At 62.4% G+C, this 24,517-nt stretch carries 20 protein-coding genes and 1 pseudogene; 11 read left to right on the forward strand and 10 right to left on the reverse strand.

Annotation, left to right across the window (positions count from 1 at the left end):
* The 4 genes and pseudogenes from KI243_RS32950 to KI243_RS21315 form a co-directional block, all read right to left on the reverse strand.
* Positions 1–747 (reverse strand): annotated as a pseudogene (locus KI243_RS32950) (ABC transporter ATP-binding protein); the annotation flags it as partial.
* Positions 737–1,591: an ABC transporter permease gene (locus KI243_RS21305; RefSeq protein WP_244861763.1), complete on the reverse strand. Its 855-nt coding sequence runs from the start codon at positions 1,589–1,591 to the stop codon at positions 737–739. The pseudogene KI243_RS32950 and the gene KI243_RS21305, both read right to left, overlap by 11 nt.
* Before the next feature lie 45 nt (positions 1,592–1,636).
* Complete coding sequence (locus tag KI243_RS21310; RefSeq protein ID WP_178990712.1) at positions 1,637–2,965, reverse strand: Wzt carbohydrate-binding domain-containing protein; 1,329 nt, start codon at positions 2,963–2,965, stop codon at positions 1,637–1,639.
* Positions 2,966–3,133: 168 nt separating this feature from the next.
* The gene (locus KI243_RS21315) at positions 3,134–4,054 is read right to left on the reverse strand and encodes a glycosyltransferase family 2 protein (RefSeq protein WP_280529432.1); all 921 of its coding nucleotides are present in this window, start codon (positions 4,052–4,054) and stop codon (positions 3,134–3,136) included.
* Positions 4,055–4,360: 306 nt separating this feature from the next.
* Here KI243_RS21315 and KI243_RS21320 point away from each other — a divergent pair, with 306 nt between their 5' ends.
* The 11 genes from KI243_RS21320 to KI243_RS21370 all read left to right on the forward strand — a co-directional run bounded on the left by KI243_RS21320 (position 4,361) and on the right by KI243_RS21370 (position 18,307).
* A complete protein-coding gene (locus tag KI243_RS21320) occupies positions 4,361–4,717 on the forward strand; it encodes a hypothetical protein (protein WP_017127867.1) in 357 nt (118 codons plus the stop codon).
* Positions 4,718–4,820: 103 nt separating this feature from the next.
* Positions 4,821–5,573, forward strand: a complete 753-nt coding sequence (locus KI243_RS21325; RefSeq protein WP_177086780.1) for a CDP-diacylglycerol diphosphatase — start codon at positions 4,821–4,823, stop codon at positions 5,571–5,573.
* Positions 5,574–5,784: 211 nt separating this feature from the next.
* Entirely contained in the window at positions 5,785–6,744 is a 960-nt protein-coding gene (locus tag KI243_RS21330; RefSeq protein WP_017127865.1) for a MoxR family ATPase, read from the forward strand.
* Positions 6,745–6,752: 8 nt separating this feature from the next.
* Positions 6,753–7,697 carry a DUF58 domain-containing protein gene (locus tag KI243_RS21335; protein ID WP_017127864.1) on the forward strand — a complete coding sequence of 315 codons (945 nt, stop codon included), beginning with the start codon at positions 6,753–6,755 and terminating at the stop codon, positions 7,695–7,697.
* The gene (locus KI243_RS21340) at positions 7,694–8,188 is read left to right on the forward strand and encodes a DUF4381 domain-containing protein (RefSeq protein ID WP_017127863.1); all 495 of its coding nucleotides are present in this window, start codon (positions 7,694–7,696) and stop codon (positions 8,186–8,188) included. The genes KI243_RS21335 and KI243_RS21340 overlap by 4 nt, the downstream gene beginning before the upstream one ends.
* Positions 8,181–9,257, forward strand: coding sequence for a VWA domain-containing protein (locus KI243_RS21345; RefSeq protein ID WP_017127862.1), 1,077 nt, complete (start codon positions 8,181–8,183; stop codon positions 9,255–9,257). The genes KI243_RS21340 and KI243_RS21345 overlap by 8 nt, the downstream gene beginning before the upstream one ends.
* Entirely contained in the window at positions 9,254–11,020 is a 1,767-nt protein-coding gene (locus KI243_RS21350) for a tetratricopeptide repeat protein (protein ID WP_212809887.1), read from the forward strand. The genes KI243_RS21345 and KI243_RS21350 overlap by 4 nt, the downstream gene beginning before the upstream one ends.
* Positions 11,017–12,660, forward strand: coding sequence for a BatD family protein (locus KI243_RS21355; RefSeq protein ID WP_177129295.1), 1,644 nt, complete (start codon positions 11,017–11,019; stop codon positions 12,658–12,660). Before KI243_RS21350 ends, KI243_RS21355 begins: the two co-directional genes overlap by 4 nt.
* A 150-nt stretch (positions 12,661–12,810) precedes the next feature.
* Positions 12,811–14,055, forward strand: coding sequence for an exonuclease SbcCD subunit D C-terminal domain-containing protein (locus tag KI243_RS21360; protein ID WP_017127859.1), 1,245 nt, complete (start codon positions 12,811–12,813; stop codon positions 14,053–14,055).
* Positions 14,052–17,693, forward strand: coding sequence for an AAA family ATPase (locus KI243_RS21365; RefSeq protein ID WP_212809888.1), 3,642 nt, complete (start codon positions 14,052–14,054; stop codon positions 17,691–17,693). The genes KI243_RS21360 and KI243_RS21365 overlap by 4 nt, the downstream gene beginning before the upstream one ends.
* Positions 17,690–18,307, forward strand: a complete 618-nt coding sequence (locus KI243_RS21370) for a glutathione S-transferase (protein ID WP_212809889.1) — start codon at positions 17,690–17,692, stop codon at positions 18,305–18,307. Before KI243_RS21365 ends, KI243_RS21370 begins: the two co-directional genes overlap by 4 nt.
* 14 nt (positions 18,308–18,321) lie before the next feature.
* Here KI243_RS21370 and KI243_RS21375 read toward each other — a convergent pair whose 3' ends face one another.
* The 6 genes from KI243_RS21375 to KI243_RS21400 form a co-directional block, all read right to left on the reverse strand.
* Complete coding sequence (locus KI243_RS21375; protein WP_017127856.1) at positions 18,322–18,528, reverse strand: hypothetical protein; 207 nt, start codon at positions 18,526–18,528, stop codon at positions 18,322–18,324.
* Between the two features lie 445 nt (positions 18,529–18,973).
* Positions 18,974–19,153 carry a hypothetical protein gene (locus tag KI243_RS21380; RefSeq protein WP_017127854.1) on the reverse strand — a complete coding sequence of 60 codons (180 nt, stop codon included), beginning with the start codon at positions 19,151–19,153 and terminating at the stop codon, positions 18,974–18,976.
* A gap of 155 nt (positions 19,154–19,308) precedes the next feature.
* Complete coding sequence (locus KI243_RS21385) at positions 19,309–20,484, reverse strand: lactonase family protein (protein WP_017127853.1); 1,176 nt, start codon at positions 20,482–20,484, stop codon at positions 19,309–19,311.
* Complete coding sequence (locus tag KI243_RS21390) at positions 20,471–20,764, reverse strand: DUF5629 family protein (RefSeq protein ID WP_017127852.1); 294 nt, start codon at positions 20,762–20,764, stop codon at positions 20,471–20,473. Before KI243_RS21390 ends, KI243_RS21385 begins: the two co-directional genes overlap by 14 nt.
* A 197-nt stretch (positions 20,765–20,961) precedes the next feature.
* Complete coding sequence (locus tag KI243_RS21395; protein WP_017127851.1) at positions 20,962–23,337, reverse strand: RND family transporter; 2,376 nt, start codon at positions 23,335–23,337, stop codon at positions 20,962–20,964.
* A 35-nt stretch (positions 23,338–23,372) separates the two neighbouring features.
* Entirely contained in the window at positions 23,373–24,425 is a 1,053-nt protein-coding gene (locus KI243_RS21400; RefSeq protein WP_177108456.1) for a YCF48-related protein, read from the reverse strand.
* Positions 24,426–24,517: the final 92 nt, after the last annotated feature.

Here is a 24,517-nt window from a genome sequence, read left to right on the forward strand (position 1 = left end):
ATAGCTATCACATACGCCCTGACGCTCACCGATTGCCCGGACACTTCCCCTGTCCAGCCAGATGGCTCTGTCGCAGAAATTGCGAACCGCCGGCGTGGAATGCGAGACAAACAGGATAGAGGTACCGCCTTCACGGATTTTTTTCATCCGCGTGAAGGATTTCTCCTGGAAAGCCATGTCGCCAACACTGAGCGCTTCGTCGACAACCAGAATATCGGGATCAACCTGGACTGCGACCGAGAAAGCCAGCCTCGCCAGCATGCCGCTGGAATAGGTCCTTACCGGCTGATCCAGAAAATCCCCGATGTCGGCAAATGACTCGATATCCGAAAAGCGGCTTTCTATTTCTCCCTTGGTCAAACCCAGGATTGCGGCATTCAAATAGACGTTTTCGCGCCCGGTAAACTCGGGATTGAAACCGGACCCCAGTTCCAGCAAAGCGGCAACCCGACCACGTGTCTCTATCTCTCCACCGGTGGGACTGAGCGTCCCACAGATCATTTGCAACAATGTGGACTTCCCGCTGCCATTACGACCGATCACGCCAATGGTTTCGCCACGCTTGATTTCAAAGGAAACATTGCGCAGCGCCCAGAACTCATTGAAATAATTATGAGGAGCGCCCTCCTGTTTGCGAAATCCGATACGGGGCAGGACAAACTGCTTCAGGCGATCCAGGGGTGCTTTATAGACTTCATAGCGCTTGCTGACATTCAAGACCCGTATGGCAATCTGCTCATAGGACATCGGCGAAACCTTTTCTCGTTTTCTGAAACCAGGCAAAACCCGCCCAGGCGAAAGCCGTTGCCACCGACATATAGAGGGCCAGTCCAGTCCAGTCAGGCATTCGCCCCCATATGAGTACCGCCCTGGACTGCTCGATGATGAAAGTCAGGGGCGTGGCCATCATCCATGGCCTGAATCCTTCGGGCACCGCGGAGATCGGATAAAATATCGGGGATAAAAATGTCAGGACCGTGGTAATGATCACCGCAAGCTGTCCCGTGTCCCGCGCAAACACACCCAATGAAGCCAGAAACCAAGAAAATCCCAGTATCAGGACAACCAAGGGAAAAATAACGATCGGCATAAATACAACCGTCCAATGAACAAAACCATTGAACACGAAGAACGCAATCAACAGCACAAGAAGGCTTACAACTCCGTGAAACAATGCAGTGCCCATCGCTATGACGGAAAGTATTTCCAAGGGGAAAACCACTTTTTTGACATAGTTCACATTGGCGACAATCAATCCCGGTGACCGGGTGAAAACTTCAGCAAAGATCCCCTGAACAATCATTCCGACGAACAATATGACTGCAAACTGGGTCTTGCTGTCCTCGGTACCCGTGCCGCCCCAGCGAACCTTGAATATTTCGGAGAAGACGAACGTGTAGATCAGCAGCATGACAACGGGATTGAAAAACGACCACGCCAAGCCCATCGTGGAACCTTTATAGCGCCCGACCACCTCTCTCTTCGTCATCTGCCAGATCAGTTGTTTATTGCGCAATACGCTGGCAATCAGCTCTCGCAGACTTGCCGGGCGTCTGGCATGGGGATTGATTGCATCAACCAACACTTTCATAAAGACTCCTGCCTGGAAACCCCGGGACTCGGTGCATAGGGCCGCTTACCGGCCCGTCACATCGAGACTTTTATCGATAAGAGGAATGCCATTGATTGCGCTCGCGACAGGATCGTGATTCGACCTGATCAACAGTGCTTCGTGGCACCAGTGAAGTTGCTTGTGATCGTGTTGCTCGCCGTCGGCGATGGCGACCTGGATGACATAGTCTCCCTTGGCCAGCCATGGCATGGAGAATTCGAACCTGGCCAACAACGTCGAACCTGCAGGCACTGCACGCTCCCGACCGGCCTGATAGCCATAGGTGTTGTCGCCGAACAGGGTCTGCCCCAAGTGATCCTTGAGAAAAAAACCGATAATGGGGCTTTGCAGAACAATGGACGTCTGCGCGTTGACTTCGAGCGTCACACGCTCGCCAGCCAGCATCCAGGTCACGCCGACACCCGAAGCATCGTTGAGCCTGACGTCGACGATCCTTGCCTCGTCCCCACCAAATGCTTGCGCGCCAGGAGCCTGCGGGTCGAACCGGGAGACTTCCAGATCATGCGACTTGATCGTGCCGGCGTGCAGGTCACGCCACTGCGGAGTATCGCGCCCATCGCCATGAACGTCCGAAGACGACCCCTGTTCGGTTTTCATCGAGCCAGATACATCGTCCAGGTAAGACTCACAGACCGCCCTGGATGGCCCCACCTGCTTTTCCTGCCCACCCTCCAGCCAAATCACCCGATCACACAGACTGATGACCGCATCCATATCGTGACTGACAAAAACAAGCGAATGGTCTTGCTTGAACCTATGCATGAAATGCATGCACTTCTGCAAAAAACCGGCGTTGCCCAGGGACAGTGTTTCGTCGACCAGCAGAATATCGGCATCCACGTGAGCACTCACCGCAAAAGCCAGGCGCACGCACATCTCGCTCGTGTAGGTCATGAGGGGCTGTTCCATAAGCCCGCCAATATCGGCAAACGCGGCTATCGCGGAAAAGCGCAGATTGATTTCCTCAAGACTCAATCCATACAGCGAAGCCGCCATATAGATATTTTCACGCCCACTGCACTCGGCATTGAAACCGGCCCCCAACTCCAGTAATACCGCAACACGTCCCTGCACACGGAGAACTCCGGAGGTCGGGCTCAAGGTCCCATAAATCAGTTGCAACAAAGTTGACTTGCCGGCCCCTTTTTTACCGATAACACCAACGGTTTCGCCCTTTTTTATCTCGAAAGAGAGATTCTTCAGTGCCCAGAATTCTCTATGGCGACAATTTTTTCCCAACGGCAACATTTGCAACAGCCGATCACTGGGTTTGTTGTAGATCGTATAACAATGGCTGAGGCCCTCGGCACAAATCGCAACATCAGAGGACATCGAACAGCCCTCCAGCGAGACCTTGCAATGCGCGGCCACCCAACCTGGTTCCCGGCATACGCCTATCGTCGTCCGTGATCTCATACATTCAATCGACACTCCTGATATGAAAAAGCAAGAAACCGGCCTTAAGAAAACAGCCAAAAACAACGCGCCTGTAACGAGTGATCAGACTTTTCTGATCAAGGTCGCGAACATCAATCCGAGATTGCCACCGAGCGTCTGTCGGTACACACCGGAGCGCCTGATACCGGCAAGCCGATGAAAGAGAGGTTGTTCCCTGGCACTTTTGAAACTCGAAAGCACTTCGACACTTTCTTTGTTCAAGCGATGACTCATCAGTTCCAGCGCACGGATATTCTGTCTGTTCCATTCATGAAAACGGCCGTGCACCAGCATGCGCACGCGATAAAGACGAGCCCACCAACCGGCATTGCTGCCGACCAGATTGGCCTTGTGCTGACGGTAGAGAGTCTTGGGTTGCGGGTCGTAGAAGACCACGCCGCCCTCGGCACCGGATACCAGTTGATAGGCCCACCAGTCATGGGAAGGGATGGATATATGGGAACCCGCCTCCCGTAGAAGTTCTCGGGCAGCATGGTTAAATACCATTGTATTGCCACCACCAATACTCTGTACCAACGCATTGGCGAACTTTGGTGGCCGACAAAACCTGGGAGACTGGCCGGCGCCTATTCCCAACTCACTGATCAACTGGGTGCGCCCGCAATAAAGCGCCGGTACGTGAGAAGGAACATCTTGCAGCCACATCAGTGCCGTTTCGAGCTTGTCTTCATTCCAGATATCGTCCTGATCCGACCAGGCATAAAAATCCGCCTGAACTTCAGGACGAAAGGTCAATGACAGGAAGTTGGCGACAAAACCCTGCCTCGGACCGGAGAATACTTTAAGGCGCTCTACTGGCCAACTACTGGCACAATCCTGGATTATCTCCAGCGTCGCATCATGGGAACCGTCGTCAGAAACAGCCAGACTCCAGTTGGAGTGACTTTGACGCTCAAAGGAGTTGATCTGTTCGGCCAGAAAACGTTGGCCATTGTAGGTGCACATCAGGATCGAGACTTTCAAGGCCTTATTCCTCCGCCATAAGATTTATGAAAAATCTTGAACCGGACAACGCTGGAACTCGGCTTGGCGACGATTATCAAGACTTCGGATGACATCGTCTACTGTCAGAAATGACAGGTATATACGAGAAATCCGAAGCCAATATGGAATCAATAAAGTTTGCGCCAGGAAATATCCTACATGGCCCGATCATCCGTCGGAGCAAGGCCAGGGCCCGATTCAAGCCTTGCAATCACCTGTTCCTGAAAAATATCCCGAATGCAGGCAAAATACCGCCACTTCCCCGCCCAGACAGGACACTCCGCCATGCAGCTCAGTACCGCCCATCTCATTGCCAACCCTTGCGACGATGAAGAAGACGACATGGCCATGCTTTGCTGCCATAGCGACAAGGGGGAGATGTTCCTGATGACCCGCTATCCCGACGAGGATGAATTGGAGATCACCCTCGATGGCGAGCCTTCCACCCTCGACGGCGTCAAGGTCACCTTGAGTGCCACGCGCCTGCTGATCGAAATCGCCCCCGGCGATGCCGATGCCTTGAACGGCGACGATCACCTCGAGATCCTGCACGCGACCGCCGCTTCCGACCTCGCGGAAGTCGAGCAGACGCTGAAAAACATCCTCGACGGCACCGGTACCTACATCAGCGAACTGGGCTGAGCCTTCCCCGCCGGCCTGAAACATCCCTGATCGGCACAGACATAAAAATGGAGTGTTACTGGTTTAGAGTGCTCCGGTTTTTATTTCTGATCAGGAACCCTGAATGAGCAAGTGGCTTAAAGTCTTGGCGCTGTTGGTGATCGCAGCGGTACTGGTGGTGGTGCCCTGGCTGATCTGGGGGCACGGCAACGGTAACGCCCTGTGGCGGATTGTCAGCCAGCAATGCGTGCCCGATCAGCGCAACACGCAAAATCCCGCACCTTGCCTGGTGGTGGACCTTGAACAGCACTATGTCCTGTTCAAGGATCGCCTGGGGCCCCTGCATGACCTGACCATTCCCACGGACCGGATCACCGGTATCGAAAGCCCGCTGCTGCTCGAAGACAACGCCTACGCGTTTTTCGCCAATGCCTGGCAACAACGTGGGCGCCTGGCCGCCGAAGCGGGCAAGCCGATCAAGGACGAGTTCCTGTCGCTGGCCGTCAACTCCCGGTATGGCCGCTCCCAGGGCCAGTTGCATATCCACCTGGCCTGCCTGCGTCCCGAGGTTCGCACGCTGCTGGACCAGCATGGCGCACAGGTCACCGGCGACTGGCAGCCACTGGGCGCCAGGCTGAACGGACATGAATACCTGGCGAAACGCCTTGACGGCCAGGACCTGGCTCGGGAAAACCCGTTCAAGGTATTGGGCGACTATGTCCGCCAGCAGGATGACAGCATGTCCCGCTACGGCCTGGCCCTGGTGGTCGCGCCCGGCGGCGACCTGCTGTTGCTGGCGAACCGCCTGAGCCTCGGCGATTTCAACCTGGGCTCCGCCGGCGAGATCCAGGACTATGGCTGCGCCCTGGCCCGATAAGCCGGAGAGCGGTATGGCCCCGCCCCTGCCGAAAGTGACAGGACGGGGCCTATTCACAGGATATGTTTCTCAACAACGTAGGACTTTTCTTCAAAATCCATAAAATTCCCCATAGCCGTTAGTCGCCACCACCCCCGATGGATTAAAGTAACGCCCCCAGCCACGACATTATTCGAATGCCGTCGGCCACCCTCTCCAGGAACACTCATCGATGGAACATCGTGAAGCGCTGCTGGCGCTGCGAACCTTTCTCTCAGCGCAGATTCTCGGCCAGGAAAAGCTGATCGAGCGCCTGCTGATCGCATTGCTGGCCGACGGTCACATGCTGGTCGAAGGCGCCCCCGGCCTGGCCAAGACCAAGGCCATCAAGGAGCTGGCCGAAGGTATCGAAGCGCAGTTCCATCGCATCCAGTTCACCCCCGACCTGCTGCCCGCCGATATCACCGGCACCGAGATCTATCGTCCGGAAACCGGCAGCTTCGTGTTCCAGCAAGGCCCGATCTTCCACAACCTGGTCCTGGCGGACGAAATCAACCGCGCCCCGGCCAAGGTTCAGTCGGCCCTGCTCGAGGCCATGGCCGAGCGCCAGGTCAGCGTCGGCCGCAGCACCTACGAACTGTCCCCGTTGTTCCTGGTGATGGCGACCCAGAACCCGATCGAGCAGGAAGGCACCTACCCGCTGCCCGAAGCCCAGCTCGACCGCTTCCTGATGCACGTCAAGATCGGCTTCCCGGATGCCGCCGTCGAACGGCGGATCCTGCAACAGGCCCGCGGCGAAGCGCTGAACGGCGAAACCAAGCCCGAGCGTCGGGTCAGCCAGCAGGCGATCTTCGCCGCCCGCAAGGAAATCCTCGGGTTGTACATGGCCGATGCCGTGGAGGAATACCTGGTGCAACTGGTGATGGCGACCCGTACGCCGGCCAAGTTCGACCCGGAAATGGCCGAATGGATCGCCTATGGCGCCAGCCCGCGCGGCTCGATCGCCCTCGATCGCTGTGCCCGCGCCCACGCCTGGCTGGCCGGACGCGACTTCGTCAGCCCGGAAGATATTCAGGCGGTGCTGTTCGACGTACTGCGCCACCGCATCATCCTGTCGTTCGAAGCCGAAGCGGCGGGGATCGACCAGGACCGGGTCGTCCAGCGGATTCTCGACGTCGTCGCCGTCGCCTGACCCCGACAATGATCACCCCCCTACCCGCCGAGCCCGGCATCCGCACCACACTCGCCGAGTTGATCGAGATGCGCCATCGCGTGCGCGAAGTGCAACTGTTCTCGACGCCGAGCCAGCGCAGCCCGCTGATCGGCCTGCACCACTCGAAACTGCGTGGACGCGGGGTGGACTTCGACCAGGTGCGGGTCTACCAGGCCGGTGACGATGTGCGCACCATCGACTGGCGTGTCACCGCACGCACCCAGGAACCCCATACCAAGCTGTTCCACGAAGAACGCGAGCGGCCGATCTTCATTCTCGTGGAGCAGAGCCGGCAACTGTTCTTCGGCTCCGGGCAGACCTTCAAGTCGGTGCTCGCCGCCCAGGCCGCGAGCCTGATCGGCTGGGCCGCCCTGGGCCACAACGACCGGGTCGGCGGGCTGGTCTATGGTGACAACGAGCACTACGAGATCAAGCCCCGGCGCAGCAAGCAGAGCCTGCTGCAGTTGCTCAACCGACTGGTGCGGGTCAACCAGTCGCTGCATACCGAAACCGCGGCGGACCGCGATGCCCTCGGCCTGGCGCTGATCCGGGCGCGCGAAGTACTGCGTCCGGGCAGCCTGGTGATCGTGATCTGTGACGAACGGGCGCTGACCGATGCCGCCGAACAACAGCTGAGCCTGCTCTCACGTCATTGCGACCTGCTGATGCTGCCGGTGTCCGATCCGCTCGATCACGCCCTGCCCGCCGCCGGCCTGCTGCGCTTTTCCGAGCGCGGCGCGCAATTGGAACTCGACACCCTGAACCCCGAGCTGCGCCAGGCCTATCGTGCCCAGGGCGAGGCGCGGGTGGCCCGCTGGGAGTTGCTGGCGCAGAAACTGCGGGTGCTGCTGATGCCCTTGAGCACCCAGAGCGAAATGGTCGAACAGTTGCGCGAATACCTCAACCCGCAACGTCCGGGGAAACAGCCATGAGCGGCCTGGACCAGTTGCAGCCGCTGATCAGCCCGCCGGTCCAGGGGTTCTGGCCACCGGCGCCGGGCTGGTGGCTGCTGGCGCTGCTGCTCCCGCTGCTGGGCGTCGGCCTCTGGTACCTGCGGCGCTGGTTGCCGGGCAAGCGCCCGTTGCCACGCGCCGAACAGCCACTGGACCCACTGCGGCTGGCCGCACTGGAAGAACTCGCGCGCCTGCCCAAGCCCTATGACGGCGCGCCGGCCGGCGCCTGGCTGCAACAGCTCAACGCCCTGCTCAAGCGCCTGTGCCGCAACGATTACCCCTACAGCCAGAGCCATACCCTCAACGGTCGCCAATGGCTGGCGTTTCTCGACAACCGCTGCCCGGCCGCCGGACTGACGCGCTGGATGGTTCTGGTGGAAGGCGCCTACAAGCCCGAATGCAAACTCGACGACAAGGCCATCGCCGGCCTGAGCCAGTCCATCGACACGTGGATTCGCAAACATGTTTGAGTTCGCCTGGCCGTGGGTCTTCGCCGTGTTGCCGCTGCCCTGGCTGCTGCGCCTGCTACTGCCGGTGGCCGACAGCGGCGAAGCGGCACTGAAGATCAGCTTTCTCGCCGACCTCGAAACCCTTGCCCGCCGTCGCGCCCGGATCAACCTGCCGGGATGGCGCCAGCAGGCGCCCTTCCTGCTGCTCTGGCTGTTGCTGCTGGTGGCCGCTGCCCGCCCGCAATGGCTCGGCGAACCGCTGCCGATCGCTGCCAGTGGTCGCGACCTGCTGGTGGCAGTGGATGTCTCCGGCTCCATGGAGTTTCCCGACATGCATTGGCAGGACGAGGAAGTCAGCCGCCTGAGCCTGGTCCAGCACCTGCTCGGCGACTTTCTCGAAGGCCGCGAAGGCGATCGCGTCGGCCTGATCCTGTTCGGCAGCAAGGCCTATGTCCAGGCGCCCCTGACCTTCGACCGACGCACCGTGCGGATCTGGCTGGACGAAGCGAAGATCGGCATCGCCGGGAAAAACACCGCCATCGGCGATGCCATCGGCCTGGCCCTCAAGCGCCTGCGCCAGCGACCGGCACAGAGCCGGGTACTGATCCTCGTCACCGACGGTGCCAACAATGGCGGCGAGATCGACCCGATCACCGCCGCCCGCCTGGCAGCCGAAGAACAGGTGAAGATCTACCCGATCGGCATCGGCGCCGATCCGGAACAGAGCGGCAGCCTGTCCATGCTGGGACTGAACCCGAGCATGGACCTGGACGAGCCGGCCCTCAAGGAAATCGCCCAGATCACCGGCGGCCAGTATTTCCGCGCCCGCGACGGCAATGAGCTGCAGGTGATCCGCAGCACCCTCGACAAACTCGAACCGGTGGCCCAGCAACCGACCCAGGCCCGCCCCGCCCGTGCCCTGTATCACTGGCCGCTGGCCATGGCACTGGCATTGAGCGTGCTGCTGGTGATCCGCGAGCACTGGCCGGACAATCCGCTCCAGCGCTGGCTGGCGCGCCGCCGCTTTCTGCCGCAGCACCCGGAATGGCGCCAGCGTCTCAAGCGCCTGCGCTTGCGGAGGCGTCGATGACCGCCGAATTCTGGTCAGTACTCTGGCCACACTGGTTCCGCCCCTGGTGGCTGTTGCTCCTGCCCTTGCTCGGCTGGTTGCTGTGGCAACTCTGGCATCGGCAGAAACGTGCCGGACGCTGGCAGATGATCCTGCCGCCGGCCTTTCACCGCGTGTTGCTCGGTGGTGGCAGCGGGCGCGAGAGCAAACTGCCGTGGATCGCCCTCGGGCTGGGCTGGGCGTTGGCCTTGCTGGCCCTGCTCGGGCCCGGCTGGCAGCGGGTCGAACAATCGACCCAGAAACCCTCGGACCCGCTGGTGGTGCTGCTGGAACTGACCCCGGACATGCTCGCCACCGATGTCCTGCCCAATCGCCTGGAGCAGGCCCGGCGCAAGCTGTTCGACCTGCTGCGGGCCCGCAGCGACGCGCAGACGGCGATCATCGTCTATGCCGGCAGTGCCCACACCCTGGTGCCGCTGTCCGATGACATGGGCACCAGCCGCAACCTGCTGGACGCCCTGAAGCCGTCGATCATGCCCCAGCAGGGCCATCGTGCCGATCTCGCCGTGGTCAAGGCGCTGACCCTGCTCGAACGCGGCGCGCTGGGCCAGGGACGCCTCCTGCTGATCGGCTCCTCCCTCAGCGAACAGGAACGCGAAGGCATTCGCCAGGCACTGGACGGCCAGCGTCACAGCCTGCTGATCCTCGGCATCGGCACCCGTGACGGGGCACCGGTCGTCCAGGAAAACGGTGGTTTCCTCAAGGATGCCCAGGGTGCGATCCATGTCCCGCGCCTCGACGGCCAGAGCCTCAAGGCCTTTGCCGGCGACGTCGGTGGACGTTATCGCCAGGCACGCCTGGACGAGAGCGATCTGCGCGGCCTGGGCCTGCTCGACGGCCCGCGGCATTTGCGCGACGACGGCCAGGTCGTGCAGCTCGACAGCTGGGCCGACCAGGGCTACTGGCTGCTACTGCCCCTGCTGTTGCTGGCCGCCTGTGCCGGTCGGCGCGGCTGGCTGTTCTGCCTGCCGCTGTTCTTCCTGTTCCCGCAGCCGAGCCAGGCCTTCGAGTTCAGCGACCTGTGGCTGCGCCCGGACCAGCAGGGCCTCCGCTTGCTGGAACAGCAGCGCCCGCTGGAGGCGGTCAGGCACTTCGACGACCCGCAGTGGCAGGGCCTGGCCCTCTACGAGGCCGGCGACTACGTGGCCGCCGCGCGCAAGTTCGCCGAGGGCGACGATGCCAATGCCCATTACAATCGTGGCAATGCCCTGGCCCGCAGCGGCGAGCTGGATGCCGCCCTGGACGCCTACGAACAGGCCCTGGAGCGTCAGCCGGACTTGCGCCCGGCGCTGAGGAACAAGGCCCTGGTGGAGCAGATGCTCGAGGAAAAACGCGCCCGGGCGGCGGCGGAAGCGGACAAGCCCGCCGACACCACGGAAACCGGCGGCGAACCGCCTGCCAGCGCCCACGATGCGCAGGCCGGCGACGCGCCTCCCGGCCAGCAGAGCAACAGCACCGCGACGCCCCAGGACCACACCTCGCCCTCGGGCACGGAATCAGCCGAGACCACGACCTCGCCGACAGGTGATAATGACGTGCCGGGCAGCGAGCTGGGCGACGAGCAGACCACCCGGCCACCTCTGCGCAATGCCTCGCAGAATATCGACGGCGAGCAGCGCCAGGCCCTCGAACAATGGCTGCGGCAGATCCCCGATGATCCGGGCGAACTGCTGCGGCGCAAATTCTGGTACGAACAACAGCTCCATCAGGACAAGACCCGATGACCACCCGCTTTTCCGTTTTATTGCTGTGGCTGCTGTGCGGGATTTTGCCGGCCTACGCCGATGGCCTGGTCGCCAGCGTCGACCGCACGCGCCTGAATTCCGGCGAGTCGGTGGAGCTGACCCTGGAATCCAGCGATGTCACCCAGTTCGGCAAGCCGGACCTGGAGCCGCTGACCAGCCAGTTCGAGGTGCGCGGTACGCGCCAGGTCAACCAGCTGACGACCCTGGGCGGCGACAAGCAGGCGACCACGCGCTGGATCATCACCCTGACCCCGAAACTGAACGGCAGCGTGGTGATCCCGCCATTGCAACTGGGCGAACTGAAAAGCCAGCCCATCACCCTGCAAGTGGTACAGAGCGAGGAACAGGACGCGGCCAACAGCCTGGCGCCGGTGTACATCGAGGCCAGCCTCGACCAGGACAGCGTCTACGTCCAGGCCCAGGCGGTGCTGACCCTGCGCATCTACCATTCGGTGTCGCTGTATGACGACAGCAGCCTGAGCCCCTTGCAGGTCAGCGATGTGCGCATCGAGCAACTGGGTGAATCGCGCACCTACGAAAAGCTGATCAATGGCGTACGCCATGGCGTCATCGAGTTGCGCTATGCGCTCTACCCGCAGCACAGCGGCAGACTGACCATCCCCGCGCAGGTGTTCAGCGCGACGCTGGTGGACGTCGGCCAGAACCAGGGCCAGGTCGCGACCGCCCCCAAGCCCGGCAAGCTGATTCATGTCAGCTCGGCGCAGATGACCCTCGACGTCAAGCCGCAGCCCTCGACCTGGCCTGCCGATATTCCCTGGCTGCCGGCCCGCAGCCTGAGCCTGAGTGAAAGCTGGAGCCCGGAGCCCGAGCACAGCCAGGTCGGCGATTCCCTGACCCGCAGCCTCACCGTCAAGGCCGAAGGCCTGTCCAGCGCCCAGTTGCCACCGCTGCCGGCGACCACCGTCAATGGCTTGCGGCGCTACCCGGACCAGCCGCAATTGAGCAACCAGAACAGCGAACGCGGACTGATCGGCAGCCGTGAAGAGCGCGAGGCGCTGGTACCGACCCACAGCGGCAGCTTCGAATTGCCCGCGGTGACGGTGGTCTGGTGGAACACCCACGAAGACCATATGGAACGCAGCAGCCTGCCGGCGCGGACCCTGCAGGTGGTCAACAACCCGAGCCTGGCGGTGGACACACCGGTGAGCAGCGTGCCGGGAAACATCGCGGCGGATGCGGCGAGCCTGTGGATCTGGAAGCTCAGCACCGTGCTGCTGGCCTGCACCACCCTGCTCGGCTTCGGCCTCTGGTGGCGGGCACGCTCGCAGCCGGCGGTACACCGCGCCGCGCAAACCGGTCCGAGCCCGCGTACCCTGCTCGATGATCTCAAGCGCACCTGCCTGGCCAACGACCCCCAGGCCACACGCCAGGCCCTCGACGCCTGGGCCCGCCAGCAGCCGGAAACCCTGGCCGAGATGGCCGCGCGCTTCGTGCCGCTGTCCGATGCGCTGGATGGCTTGAACGGTGCGCTGTACAGCGAAACCGGCCTGCACTGGCAGGGCGAGGAGTTGTGGCGGGTGATCCGCGCCATCCCGGCGGCCGAACGGGTGCAGGACCCGGTGGGTGACAGCGGGCTGCCGCCGCTCTACCCGAAATAACCCGCCGAACGGGCTGTTGCAGAAGCGGGCTTGCCGGCGATGGCGGTGCCAAGCCCATCCAGCAACTTCCGGTATTTACCAGTAGACTTGACGGTCTTTCGCGCCGCCACCTTGTCTTGAGCGGTCGCCACCGTCTTCGCGGAGTTTGCCTTGCGCCTGTTTCATACCTCCGACTGGCACCTCGGCCAGAATCTTCATGGCCAGGAGCGGGATTTCGAACACGCCTGCTTCCTGACCTGGCTGCTCGCCCAGCTCGCCAGCCAGCAGCCGGATGTACTGCTGATCGCCGGCGATATCTTCGATACCGTCAACCCGCCGGTCAAAGCCCAGGAACGCCTCTACGACTTTATCGTCAGCGCCCACGAGCAACAGCCGCTGCTGACCATCGTGATGATCGCCGGCAACCACGACTCCGGCTCGCGGATCGAACTGCCCGCACCGCTGATGCGGCGCCTGCGCACCCATGCCCTGGGCCGGGTACTGTGGCTCGATGACGGCCAGCTCGACAGCGAACGCCTGCTGATCCCGTTGCCCGACGCCAGCGGCGACATCGCTGCCTGGTGCCTGGCCCTGCCTTTCCTGCGCCCGGCCGAAGTCACCGGTACGCAACTGGGCGACGACTACCTGCGCGGCATCGGCCAGGTCCACCGCTGGCTGATCGCGGCGGCCAATGCCAGACGCCAGCCGGGACAGGCCCTGGTCGCCATCAGTCACGCGCACATGGCCGGCGGCTCGGTCTCGGAAGACTCCGAGCGCAGCCTGATCATCGGCACCGCCGAAGCCCTGCCCGCCAGCCTGTTCGATGCCAGTGTCAGCTATGTCGCCCTCGGCCACCTGCACAAGCCGCAGAAGGTCAACGGTGAGGAGCGCATTCGCTACTGCGGCTCGCCGATCCCGCTGTCGTTCTCGGAAATCGGCTATCAGCACCAGATCCTCGATATCGTCCTCGACGGCGAGACCCTGGTCAGCGTCGAACCGCGATTGATCCCGCGCGCCGTGAATCTGCAACGCCTGGGCCCGTTGCCGTTCGCCGAGATGCTGGAAAAGCTCGCCGAGCTGCCGAACGTCGACCTGCTGGCCGACCTGCAACGCCAGCCGTGGCTGGAAGTACGGGTGCGCCTCGACGAGCCGCAACCGGACCTGCGCCAGCAGGTGGAAACCGCCCTGCAGGGCAAGGCGGTGCGCCTGGTGCGTATCGCCGCCGAATACGCCGCAGGCAGTGCACGCGACGGCGAGGACGAAGACGGGCGGTTGATCGATCTCGACCAGCTCAGCCCCCAGGAGCTGTTCAGCCGCGCCTGGCAGGACAGCTATGGCAATGCCGTCGACGAGCAGACCCTCAATGACTTTGCCGTGCTCTTGCAGGAAGTCCAGCTGGAGGGCGAACAACCATGAAGATCCTCGCCATCCGCCTGAAGAACCTCGCTTCCCTGGCCGGTCCGTTCGAGCTGGACTTCACCGCCGAGCCGCTGGCCAGCGCCGGCCTGTTTGCCATTACCGGGCCGACCGGCGCCGGCAAGAGCACCTTGCTCGACGCCCTCTGCCTGGCGCTGTTCGGCGCCGTGCCACGCCTGAACAACGCCTCGCGAGACGCCAAGGTGCCGGACGCCGACGGTGAGATCGCGACCGGCGACCCGCGCACCCTGCTCCGTCGTGGCACCGGCGCCGGCTTTGCCGAAGTGGATTTTGTCGGTATCGACGGTCGCCGCTACCGTGCCCGCTGGGAAGCCAACCGCGCCCGGGACAAGGCCAACGGCAAGCTGCAGGCCAGCCGCCAGAGCCTGCGCGACCTCGACAGCGACCAGTTGCTGGCCAGCCAGAAAGGCGAATACAAGGCCCAGCTGGAAACCTGCCTGGGGCTGAACTTCGAACAGTTCACCCGCGCCGTGCTGCTGGCCCAGAGCGAGTTCAGCGCCTTTCTCAAGGCCGACGACAACGAACGCAGCGAACTGCTGGAAAAGCTCACCGATACGGCGCTGTATACCCGCCTTGGTCGCCGCGCCTTCGACAAGAACAAGGAAGCCCGCGAAGCCCACAAGCAGCTGCAGGATCAGGCCAGCGGCGTCACGCCATTGGCCCCCGAGGCCCGCGCCGAACTCGATGAGCGTTTCAACGCCGCGCAGCAACAGCTGGAACTGCAGAAGGCGCAACTGCGCCAGCTTGAACAGCAGGATGCCTGGCTCAAGGAACTGCGCCAGTTGCAGGACACGCAACAGGCCGCCGCGGAGCAACTGGACAGCGCCCGACAGCAGTGGCAGGGCCTGGCCGACGAACGCCTGAAACTGACACGCCTGGAGCAACTCGCCCCGCAACGGCATCAATTCGCCCGCAAGGTTGAAGTCGATGCACTGCTGACGCCCCTGGCGGCGCAGATCGCCAGCCACACCCAGCAACGCGGCGAACTGAACCAGCGCCAGACCCAGCTGGAACAGACTCTCGCGGCTGAGCAAGAGGCCTTGAGCACCGCGCAACAACAGCAAAGCGCCGCGGCGCCGTTACTGCGCCAGGCCTTCGATGAACAGAACAGCCTCACGCGCCTGGCGAGGGAAGCCCTGCTGGGTGCGCAAGCACAAGAAGCCGCCGAACAGGCCTGCATCGAGGGCCAGAAGGCGATTCAAACCCTGCTCGACCAGCAACAGCAAGTTGCCGGGCGCTTGCAGCGTATCGCCGGCGAGCTGGAGCAAAGCGTCCACCTGGCCCCCTTGAGCGACGCCTGGAACGCCTATCGCGATCGCCTGCAACAGCTGATGCTGATCGGCAACCGGTTGAACCAGGGCCAGGCGGAACTGGCCAACCTCGAACACACGGCCCGGCAGGCCACTCAGGCCCTGGCCGAACAGAAACAGCAGTTGGAAGTCCTGTACCAGGAGGCCAGTGCCGAGCCGGACGCCGTCGCCGAACAGATCGGTATTCTTGGCGGCCTGCTGCAGGACAACCGCAAGCAACTGCGCGCCATCGAAGACCTGACACGACTCTGGTCCGACCAGCAGGAACTGGATAAACGCGCCACCGAGCTGCAGCAACGCCAGCTCCAGGCCCAGCAGGAGCGCGAGCGCCTGACCCAGGACGGGGTCAAGGCCAAGGCCGAACTGGCAGTGGCCGAACAGACCTTCACCGTCACCCGCGAGCTGCTGGAGCGTCAGCGCCTGGCGCGCAGTGCCAGTGTCGAAGAACTGCGCGCGCAGCTACAAGATGACCAGCCGTGCCCGGTCTGCGGCAGTCATGAACATCCTTATCATCAACCCGAAGCGCTGCTGCAGAGCCTCGGTCGTCATGACGAAAGCGAACAGGCCAATGCCCAGGCCGCGGTGGACATCCTCAAGGAAAAGCTCACCGAGCTGCGCACCGAAGTCGGCGGACTGATTGCCCGGCAAAAGGAACTGCTGCAGCAGCAGGAGCAACTGGCGACCCGGCAGCAGGCCCTGGCACCTAGCCTCGAAGCCCACCCGCTGGCCACGCAACTGCTGGACCTGCAAGCCGACCAGCGCGACGCCTGGCTCGCCCGGCAGGCCAGCCAGTTGAGCCACAGCCTGACCCAGGACGAGCAACGCCAGAATGCCCTGCTCACCCTGCAACAGGACGCCGCCCGCCTGACCCAGCAACTGCGCCAGACGGAAGCCGCCCATCAGCAGGCCGCCCAGCAGTTGAGCAACCAGCAGCGGGAACTGACCAGCGACCGCCAGCGTCTGGACGAAGAGTTGCAGGCCTTCGCTTCGCTGCTGCCGGCACCGATCCTGGAAGCCCTGCGCAACGAACCGGCGGCGACCTTTATCCAGCTCGACCGGCAGGTTGCCGAGCGCCTGCAACAGCTTGAGCAACAGCGCGACGAGCTCGCCGAGCAGCAACAGCGCCAGCAGACCCTGGAAAAGGAACAGGACCGCCAGCAGACCCGCATACAGCAACTGGAAACCGCCCGGCAGCACTTCAACACCCTGGCCGGACAACAGCAGGCCAGCCAGCACCAGCTCGGCCAGTTGCTCGGCGAGCACACCAGCGCCGAGCACTGGCAGCAGCAACTGGAACAGGCCGTGGAACGGGCCCGTCTGGCCGAAACCGCTACCGCCCAGGCACTGCAGGAGGTTCGCACGCAGCTAGTGCAAACCACCGCCGAACTCAAGGCGCAACAGGAGCGCCTGGAGGCGCTGGAGCATGAGGCCCGTGAACTGGCCGGCAGGATTGCCGACTGGCGCACCCGCCATCCCGAGCTGGACGATGGGGGACTTGAAGCCCTGCTCGGTCTTGATGACGGCCAGGTCGGCGAACTGCGCCAGCGCTTGCAGCACAATGAAAAAACCATCGAACAGGCCAAGGTCGTGCTGCAGGAACGCGACCAGCGCCTGCTCGACCATCAGGCGCAACACAACGGTAACCTCGACGCCGGGCAACTGGTCGCGGCGCTCGCCGAGTTGCAGGCACAGTTCGGCGTGACCGAACAGCACTGCGCCGAATTGCGCGCCGAGCAGGCCGACGATCAGCGCCGGCAGAACGCCAACCAGGCCCTCGCCCGGCAGATCGCCGAGGCCTATGCCGAGTATCAGCGCTGGGCGCGCCTGGATGCCCTGATCGGCTCGGCCACCGGCGACCGCTTCCGCAAGCTGGCCCAGGCTTATAACCTCGACCTGCTGGTCCATCACGCCAACGCCCAGTTGCGGCAACTGGTACGTCGCTATCGCCTCAAGCGCGGTGGCAGCATGCTCGGGCTACTGGTGATGGACACCGAAATGGGCGACGAACTGCGCTCGGTGCATTCATTGTCCGGCGGCGAGACCTTCCTGGTATCGCTGGCCCTGGCCCTGGGGCTGGCGTCCATGGCATCGAGCACGCTGAAGATCGAATCGCTGTTTATCGATGAAGGCTTTGGCAGCCTCGATCCGGAATCCCTGCAACTGGCGATGGATGCCCTCGACGGCCTGCAGGCACAGGGACGCAAGGTCGCGGTGATTTCCCACGTACAGGAAATGCACGAACGGATCCCGGTGCAGATCCAGGTACGGCGCCAGGGCAACGGGCTGAGCACCCTGGAGGTGAAATGAAGCCGACCCTCTATTCCTTCCGGCGCTGCCCCTACGCCATGCGCGCCCGCATGGCGCTGCGCTACTCGGGGGTGGCGGTGACCATCGAGGAAGTCAGCCTCAAGGCCAAGCCGGCGGCGATGCTCGCGCTGTCGGGCAAGGGCACGGTACCGGTGCTGGCCTGCGCGGAGGGTCGGGTGATCGAGGAAAGCCTGGAGATCATGCACTGGGCCCTGGCGCAGCATGATCCCGAAGACTGGTTGCTCAGCCACGATCCGGCGGCGGCCGAAACCGCTGCCGCGCTGATCGATGAGAATGACCGGACGTTCAAGCAAAGCCTGGACCGCTACAAGTACGCGGTGCGTTATCCGGAGTTTTCCATGGAACATTACCGGGCCGAGGGGGCGCTGTTCCTGGATAAGCTGGAAGGGCTGCTACAGCGCAATGGCTACCTGGTAAGCGCTCACCCGAGCCTGGCGGATATCGCCCTGGCGCCCTTCGTCCGACAGTTCGCCCATGTCGACGCGGCGTGGTTTGCGCAAGCCCCCTACCCCCATCTACAAGCGTGGCTGGAACGCTTTCTCGCCTCGGAGTTGTTCAACGCGGTGATGGTAAAGCCGTCGGCCGGTCACTGAGGGTGGCGGACGCCCTACACCCCGGACTCGGCGTTGTGCTGAAGCGCGCCGACAGACTGGGCCTTGTGTTCGGATTGAAGGGCCGGTGCCGCTACCTGCAGCGAGGTCTCGCCCGCGCCATGGGTCAGGGACGACAGGCTGACGATCACGACCATCGCGACATACAAGCCGATAGCGAGGTAGGCGCCGTGTCTGGCGGAAGTCAAAAGAGTGCTGGCCATGGTTTTCTCCACAGGCGGATGGCAGGCCTGTAGAGTCGATCATAACCGCTGAAATAAGTAGCCAACTATCTAAATAGTCGCTATCAGCAATATTAATCGTCGCGCGTGACGATCAGTCGTCCAATAGCACAGGCGCAGGTCCGTGCAGGCTTTCGCCCGTTTCGGCAATGGCGGCGGACAGGATAGGCGTGGAATAGAGAAACAGCAGCACGACGGCCAGACGCATAACCATGGTGTTGATCCCTGTGTGGGGTGGGAGTCAATAAATCAGCGTCAAATTTAAACATATGGCCATATGACATGACGATAGAAATTCCATCCATCACGTCAAACGCAATGACGCACACGGCAACGCCGGAGCGAATTCACTCTTTTGACCGGACAGTTATCAAACCATCCAACCGAATGAGTGCATTCGATCCGGCGTTGCAGTGTGGTTCAGCGCTCAGTGTTGAGCTTTGTGATCCAGGGCGGCGTAGAAGTTGGCGCTCTGTTGCAGGTATTTCGGGGTGTAGCTCTGGGTGTGGGCTTTTTTGTCGGTGATTTCGCTGTTGGCACTGGCTGGCAGGGCAACGGTAGCCGAGATAGCGGAAGCGGCGATGATGGAGAAGAGATTGAAGTTCATGGGTAAATCCTCGAATGTCAGTTGGCTTGCTTGCCCTTTCAGGCCGTGAGTCAAAAGTACATCCGAGGGTGACCTCGTTGAAATTCATTGCAGCAGTAGCGGATATCAGCGTCATTAATAGAAGTGCAAGTCCCTGATAACACAGGGACTGCGGTCTATTGTCGCAGCAGGAAACCGAGGTAGCTCGGGGCATCGAACGGCAGGTTCTGCACGGTCTTGCCGAGCAGGCCGGTATTGCTGTCACGCTCGATCACCACGATCTCGTTGCTCTTCTGGTTGGCCACCAGCAGGAATTTTCCGCTCGGATCCAGGGTGAACTCCCGCGGATGATCGCCTTCCACCGAACGCCGCTGTACTTCCTTCAACTCGCCGCTGGCCGGGTCGATGGCGAACACCAGCAACTGGTTGGCGGTACCGCGATTGCTGACATAGAGAAACTTGCCATCCTTCGAGGCGTGCAGCGCTGCGGCGGCCTTGTCCGAAAGCGGCTGCTGGTCCGCCAGTTCGACCCGCTGTTTCTGGGTCAGCTTGCCGTCCTGGTAATCGAACACGGTGATCTGCGCGCTCATTTCCGTGGTCAGCCAGGCGTGCTTGCCATCGGCGCTGAACAGCAGGTGGCGCGGTCCACTGCCCGGCGGCAGCTGGACGAAGGCCGGTTCGGCCGGTGTCAGCGGCATTTCCGGGTTGGCCTTGGGGTCATAGCGGTAGACAAAGATCTTGTCCGCCCCCAGGTCGTTGGCGAAGACAAAGCGCCCGTCCGGCGACGATACCACCGAGTGCACGTGGGCCGAGGCCTGGCGTTCCAGGTTGACCAGGCTGGCCGGATGGCTGCTGAGCTGGACCGGCGGCGACAGCTTGCCCTTGGCATCCACCGGCAACACCGCCAGGCTGCCGCCCGGATCTTCCAGCACCGAATAGTTGGCGACGAACAGATAACGCTGGTCGCCGCTGAGGCTGGAATGGGTCGGTTCGTTGCCCAGGCTCTGGACCTGGTTGATCAGCTTGAGCTGATGGCTCTTGGGATCGATGGAATAGCTGCTGACGCGGCCGACCGGGTCTTTCTGGCCCGGACCGTTCTCATTGACCACGTACAGTCGGCGCTGATCGGCGGACAACGTCAGCCAGGACGGGTTCCCGGCCTTGACCACCTGCAGCGGCCTGGCGTCGAGCTTGCCGGTGCGGCTGTCGAACTGCAGGCGGTAGATGCCTTCGCTCTTGCCCTGGGTGTAGGACCCCACCAGCAACTGTTCGGTGTCGGCGGCTGCCGACAGGACCGGCATGGCCCCGACACTCCCGGCCATCAGCAACGGCCAGAATTTACGCATCATCATGTTCTTCGTCCTCTTGTTCCCTGGCGCTGAAGGCGCTCAGGCAGGCCAGCCGGTACTCGCTGGAATCGTCGCTCACCGTCCAGAGCTGCCGGGTCTCGTCGAAGGTCGCGGCCTTGAGCTGGGCCTGGGTGAAGCTCCAGCGCTTCTCGGCGCGGCCATCCATGCATTCGATCAGCAGGCGGTTGTCATCGAGGGTGAAGTCGAAGGCGTGCAGGCCGTCGACTTCGAGCATGTCACAGGTGGCGAGGGCATTGAGCAGGGTGTCGGTGGCGACGGTCATAACGTTCTATCGTATTTGGGAAAGGGCTAATGATAGGCGATATCGCCGGGCAGTGAACGCCCAATACCTCCGGCGAGCGGGGTTGTGGGGAGCGGACTTATGTGGGAGCGGGCTTGCCCGCGAAGCTTCTGGCGCCCTTGAGGGCGCCTTCGCGGCGGTGCGACATCCCGACAAGCCCGCTCCCACAGGTCGATCACTCAGTGGGAAAACAACGAGCCGCCCACCTTGCCCGCCAGTTTCTCCGGCTTGATCAGGAACCGCGCCAGGGCCGGCAGCAGCCACAGGGCACCAAACATGTTCCACAGCAGCATGAAGGTCAGCATCAGGCCCATGTCGGCCTGGAACTTGATGGCCGAGAAAATCCAGGTACAGACACCGATCGCCAGGCACAGGCCGGTGAACAGTACCGCCTTGCCGGTGGATTTCAGGGTCTGGTAGTAGGCTTCCTGCAAGGGCAGTCCGGCGCGCAGGAAGCTTTCCAGGCGACTGTAGATATAGATCCCGTAGTCCACGCCGATCCCCACGCCGAGCGCCACCACCGGCAGGGTCGCGACTTTCACGCCGATGCCCATGAAGGCCATCAGGGCGTTGCCGAGTACCGAGGTCAGCACCAGCGGCAGGACGATGCAGAGGGTCGCCGCCCAGGAACGGAAGGTGATCATGCACATGGTCGCGACGCAGATATACACCAGGATCAGGATGGTCAGTTCCGACTCCTTGATCACTTCGTTGGTCGCCGCCTCGATCCCGGCGTTACCGGCGGCGAGAAGGAATTCCAGGCCGTCCTTGTTGTTCTCCCTGGCGAAGTCCTGCACCGCGTGCACCGCCCGGTCGAGGGTCGCGGCCTTGTGGTCGTTGAGGAACACCAGCACCGGCGCCAGCGAGCAATTGTTGTTGTACAGGCCGTCGGCCCGGGCGATGGAGTTGTTCAGCACATCGGGGTTACGCGACAGGGTTTCCCATTTCAGGTTGCCCTCGTTCATGCCCTTGATCATCTGCTTGGACACGGTCACCAGGGAGATCGCCGACTGCACGCCCTCGGTGTTCTGCATCTTCCACATCAGTTCGTCGATCGGTGCCATGGCCGCATAACGCGAGCAGCCTTCGGCCGCGGTCTTGACCATGACCACCAGCACATCGGAACTGGTGGAGTAATTGTTGATGATAAAGCTGTTGTCCTTGTTGTAGCGCGAGTCGGGACGCAGCTCCGGCGCCCCCTGGTCGAGGTCGCCGATCTTCAGGTTCTGGCTATACCAGAGGCCGCCACCGAAGGCCAGCAGGGCCAGGACGATGGACACCGGTGCAACCTTCGGGCTGGCGAAGTTCGACAGCAGGCGCCAGAACGAGTGTTCGCGGGTCGCGTCCTTCTTGCTGCGTTCGACGGCCTTCTTGCTGATGCCGACATAGGAGATCGCCACCGGCAGCAGGATCAGGTTGGTGAACACGATCACCGCCACACCGATGGAGGCACCGATGGCCAACTCGCGGATCACGCCGATATCGATGATCAACAGGGTGATGAAACCCACGGCATCGGCCAGGATCGCGATCATTCCCGGCAGGAACAGTTGCCGGAAAGTCCGCCGCGCCGCCGTCAGGGCGTTGTCGGCGTCACTGGATTGCAGGGCGATGCCGTTGATTTTCTGCACGCCGTGGGAAATGCCGATGGCGAAGATCAGGAACGGCACCAGCATCGAATACGGGTCCAGGCCGAAGCCGGCGGCGTGCATCAGCCCCAGTTGCCAGACCACTGCCACCAGCGTGGTGATCAACACCGCGATGGTGCTGCGGATACACCAGGTGAACCAGTACAACAGCACCAGGGTGATGACAAAGGCCACGCCGAAGAACAGCACCACCATGATCAGGCCGTCGATCAGATCGCCGACCTTCTTGGCGAAACCGACGATATGGATCTTCACATTGGGGTTCTGCGCTTCGAACTTGTTGCGGATCTTCTCTTCAAGCTGGTGGGAGAACTTCTGGTAATCGAGGGCCAGCAACTTGCCCTGGTCCTGCGGGTCCGGGTAGGACTCCAGCAACGGGATATCGACGATGCTCGACTTGAAGTCGTTGGCCACCAGGCGCCCGACCTGGCCGGATTTGAGCACGTTGTTGCGCAGCTGTTCGAGGCTGTCGGCCGAACCGTTGTAGCTCTGCGGGATCACTTCACCACCGGCGAAGCCCTCCTCCGTCACTTCGGTCCAGCGCACGCTGGGGCTCCACAGCGACTTGAGGCCGGAGCGGTCGACGCCGGAGATGTAGAACACCTCGTCGTTGACCTGTCTCAGGGTCTCCATGTATTCCTTGGTGAAGATATCGCCATCCTTGGCCTCCACCGAGATCCGCACGGTGTTGCCGAGGTTGGCGAGGTCGTTGCGGTGCTCCATCATCTTTTCAATGAAAGGATGCTTGAGCGGGATCATTTTCTCGAAGCTGGTGGAAGGCCGGATCAGCGTCGCCTGCCAGAACAGGAAAGCGCTGACCAGCAGGCAGATCACGATCACTGCCGGGCGGTTGTTGAAAATCAGGCGCTCGAGAAACGTCGCCTTGTCCTGATGATGACTGCTCATGTGAAACTCCCCGCCTTCTTGTTATTTTGCCCAGCTCACTTGGCCTGCTCGCCGCCCGTTGCCGAGGTGACGTGAGCGCCCCCCTGGCCGACCAGGATCAGGTTGCCGTTGCCGGCTGCGGTGACCGCCGATAAGGAAATACGGTCGGGACGATTGAAGACGCTGAATGTCACACCGTCATCAGTGCTGCGAATCACGCTGCCGCCGTTGCCGACGATCACCAGCGAACCGTCGGCCTGCAGCGAGCCGCCGGACAGGCCGAACTCCAGCGCACCACGGGCAGCCTTCAGTTCGACCGGCTCCCAGCTCGTGCCGAAATCGCTGGAGCGGTAGAGGTTGCCGCGCAAGCCGTAGGCCAGGAGGGTTGCCGGCTGGGCGGTGCCGATCACACCGAACAGCGAGCCCTGGTAGGGACCGTCGAGGCGTTCCCAGGTCTGGCCCCAGTCGCCCGAGCGGAACATGCTGCCCTGCTCGCCCACGACAAAGAGCCCGGAATCCTTGACCGCGGCAATCGCGTTGAGATGGTACTGATCCTCGTTGTCGAGACGGTCGCTGACATCTTCCCAGTGCTGGCCACCGTCGGTGGTTTCCAGCAACGCCCCGTAGGCGCCCACGGCAAAACCGGTGTCGAGGTCCTTGAACCAGACGTCCAGCAACGGCGCTTCGCGCTTGAGGTCTTCGAACTGCTTGCTCCAGGTGGCGCCGCCATCGCTGCTGGCGAGGATCTGCGCGTCATGGCCGACGGCCCAGCCGTGCTTGTCGTCGACAAAATAGACCGCCGTGAGCATCTGCCGGGTCGGCACCTTGGCCTGGGTCCAGGAGTTGCCCTGGTCATCGGAATAGAGAATGTGCCCGCGATCCCCCACGGCGACCAGGCGGGCACCGGCATGGACCACATCGAGCAGGAGGCCCTTCACGGATTTGGATGATTCGATGGAATAGACGCTGTCGGTAGCGCCTGCCCCGGCGGCGCAGGCCGGTGCGGACACCGCCGCCAGCCCGGACAGTGACAACAGCGAGGTCAGCAATACCACACGACGCCATACCGGCGGACGGCAAGAACCCGTACCCCTCACAGGCTCACTCATAGACCTTTCCCCCATTATTATTGTTAGGTCATCCAACCTTTCAGGGCGCCTTCGAGGGCGTTTTCATTGTTGTCGGTTCGTCTGAAACCGGC

It is taken from the genome of Pseudomonas sp. Ost2, from assembly GCF_018326065.1.
GTDB lineage: Bacteria > Pseudomonadota > Gammaproteobacteria > Pseudomonadales > Pseudomonadaceae > Aquipseudomonas > Aquipseudomonas gingeri.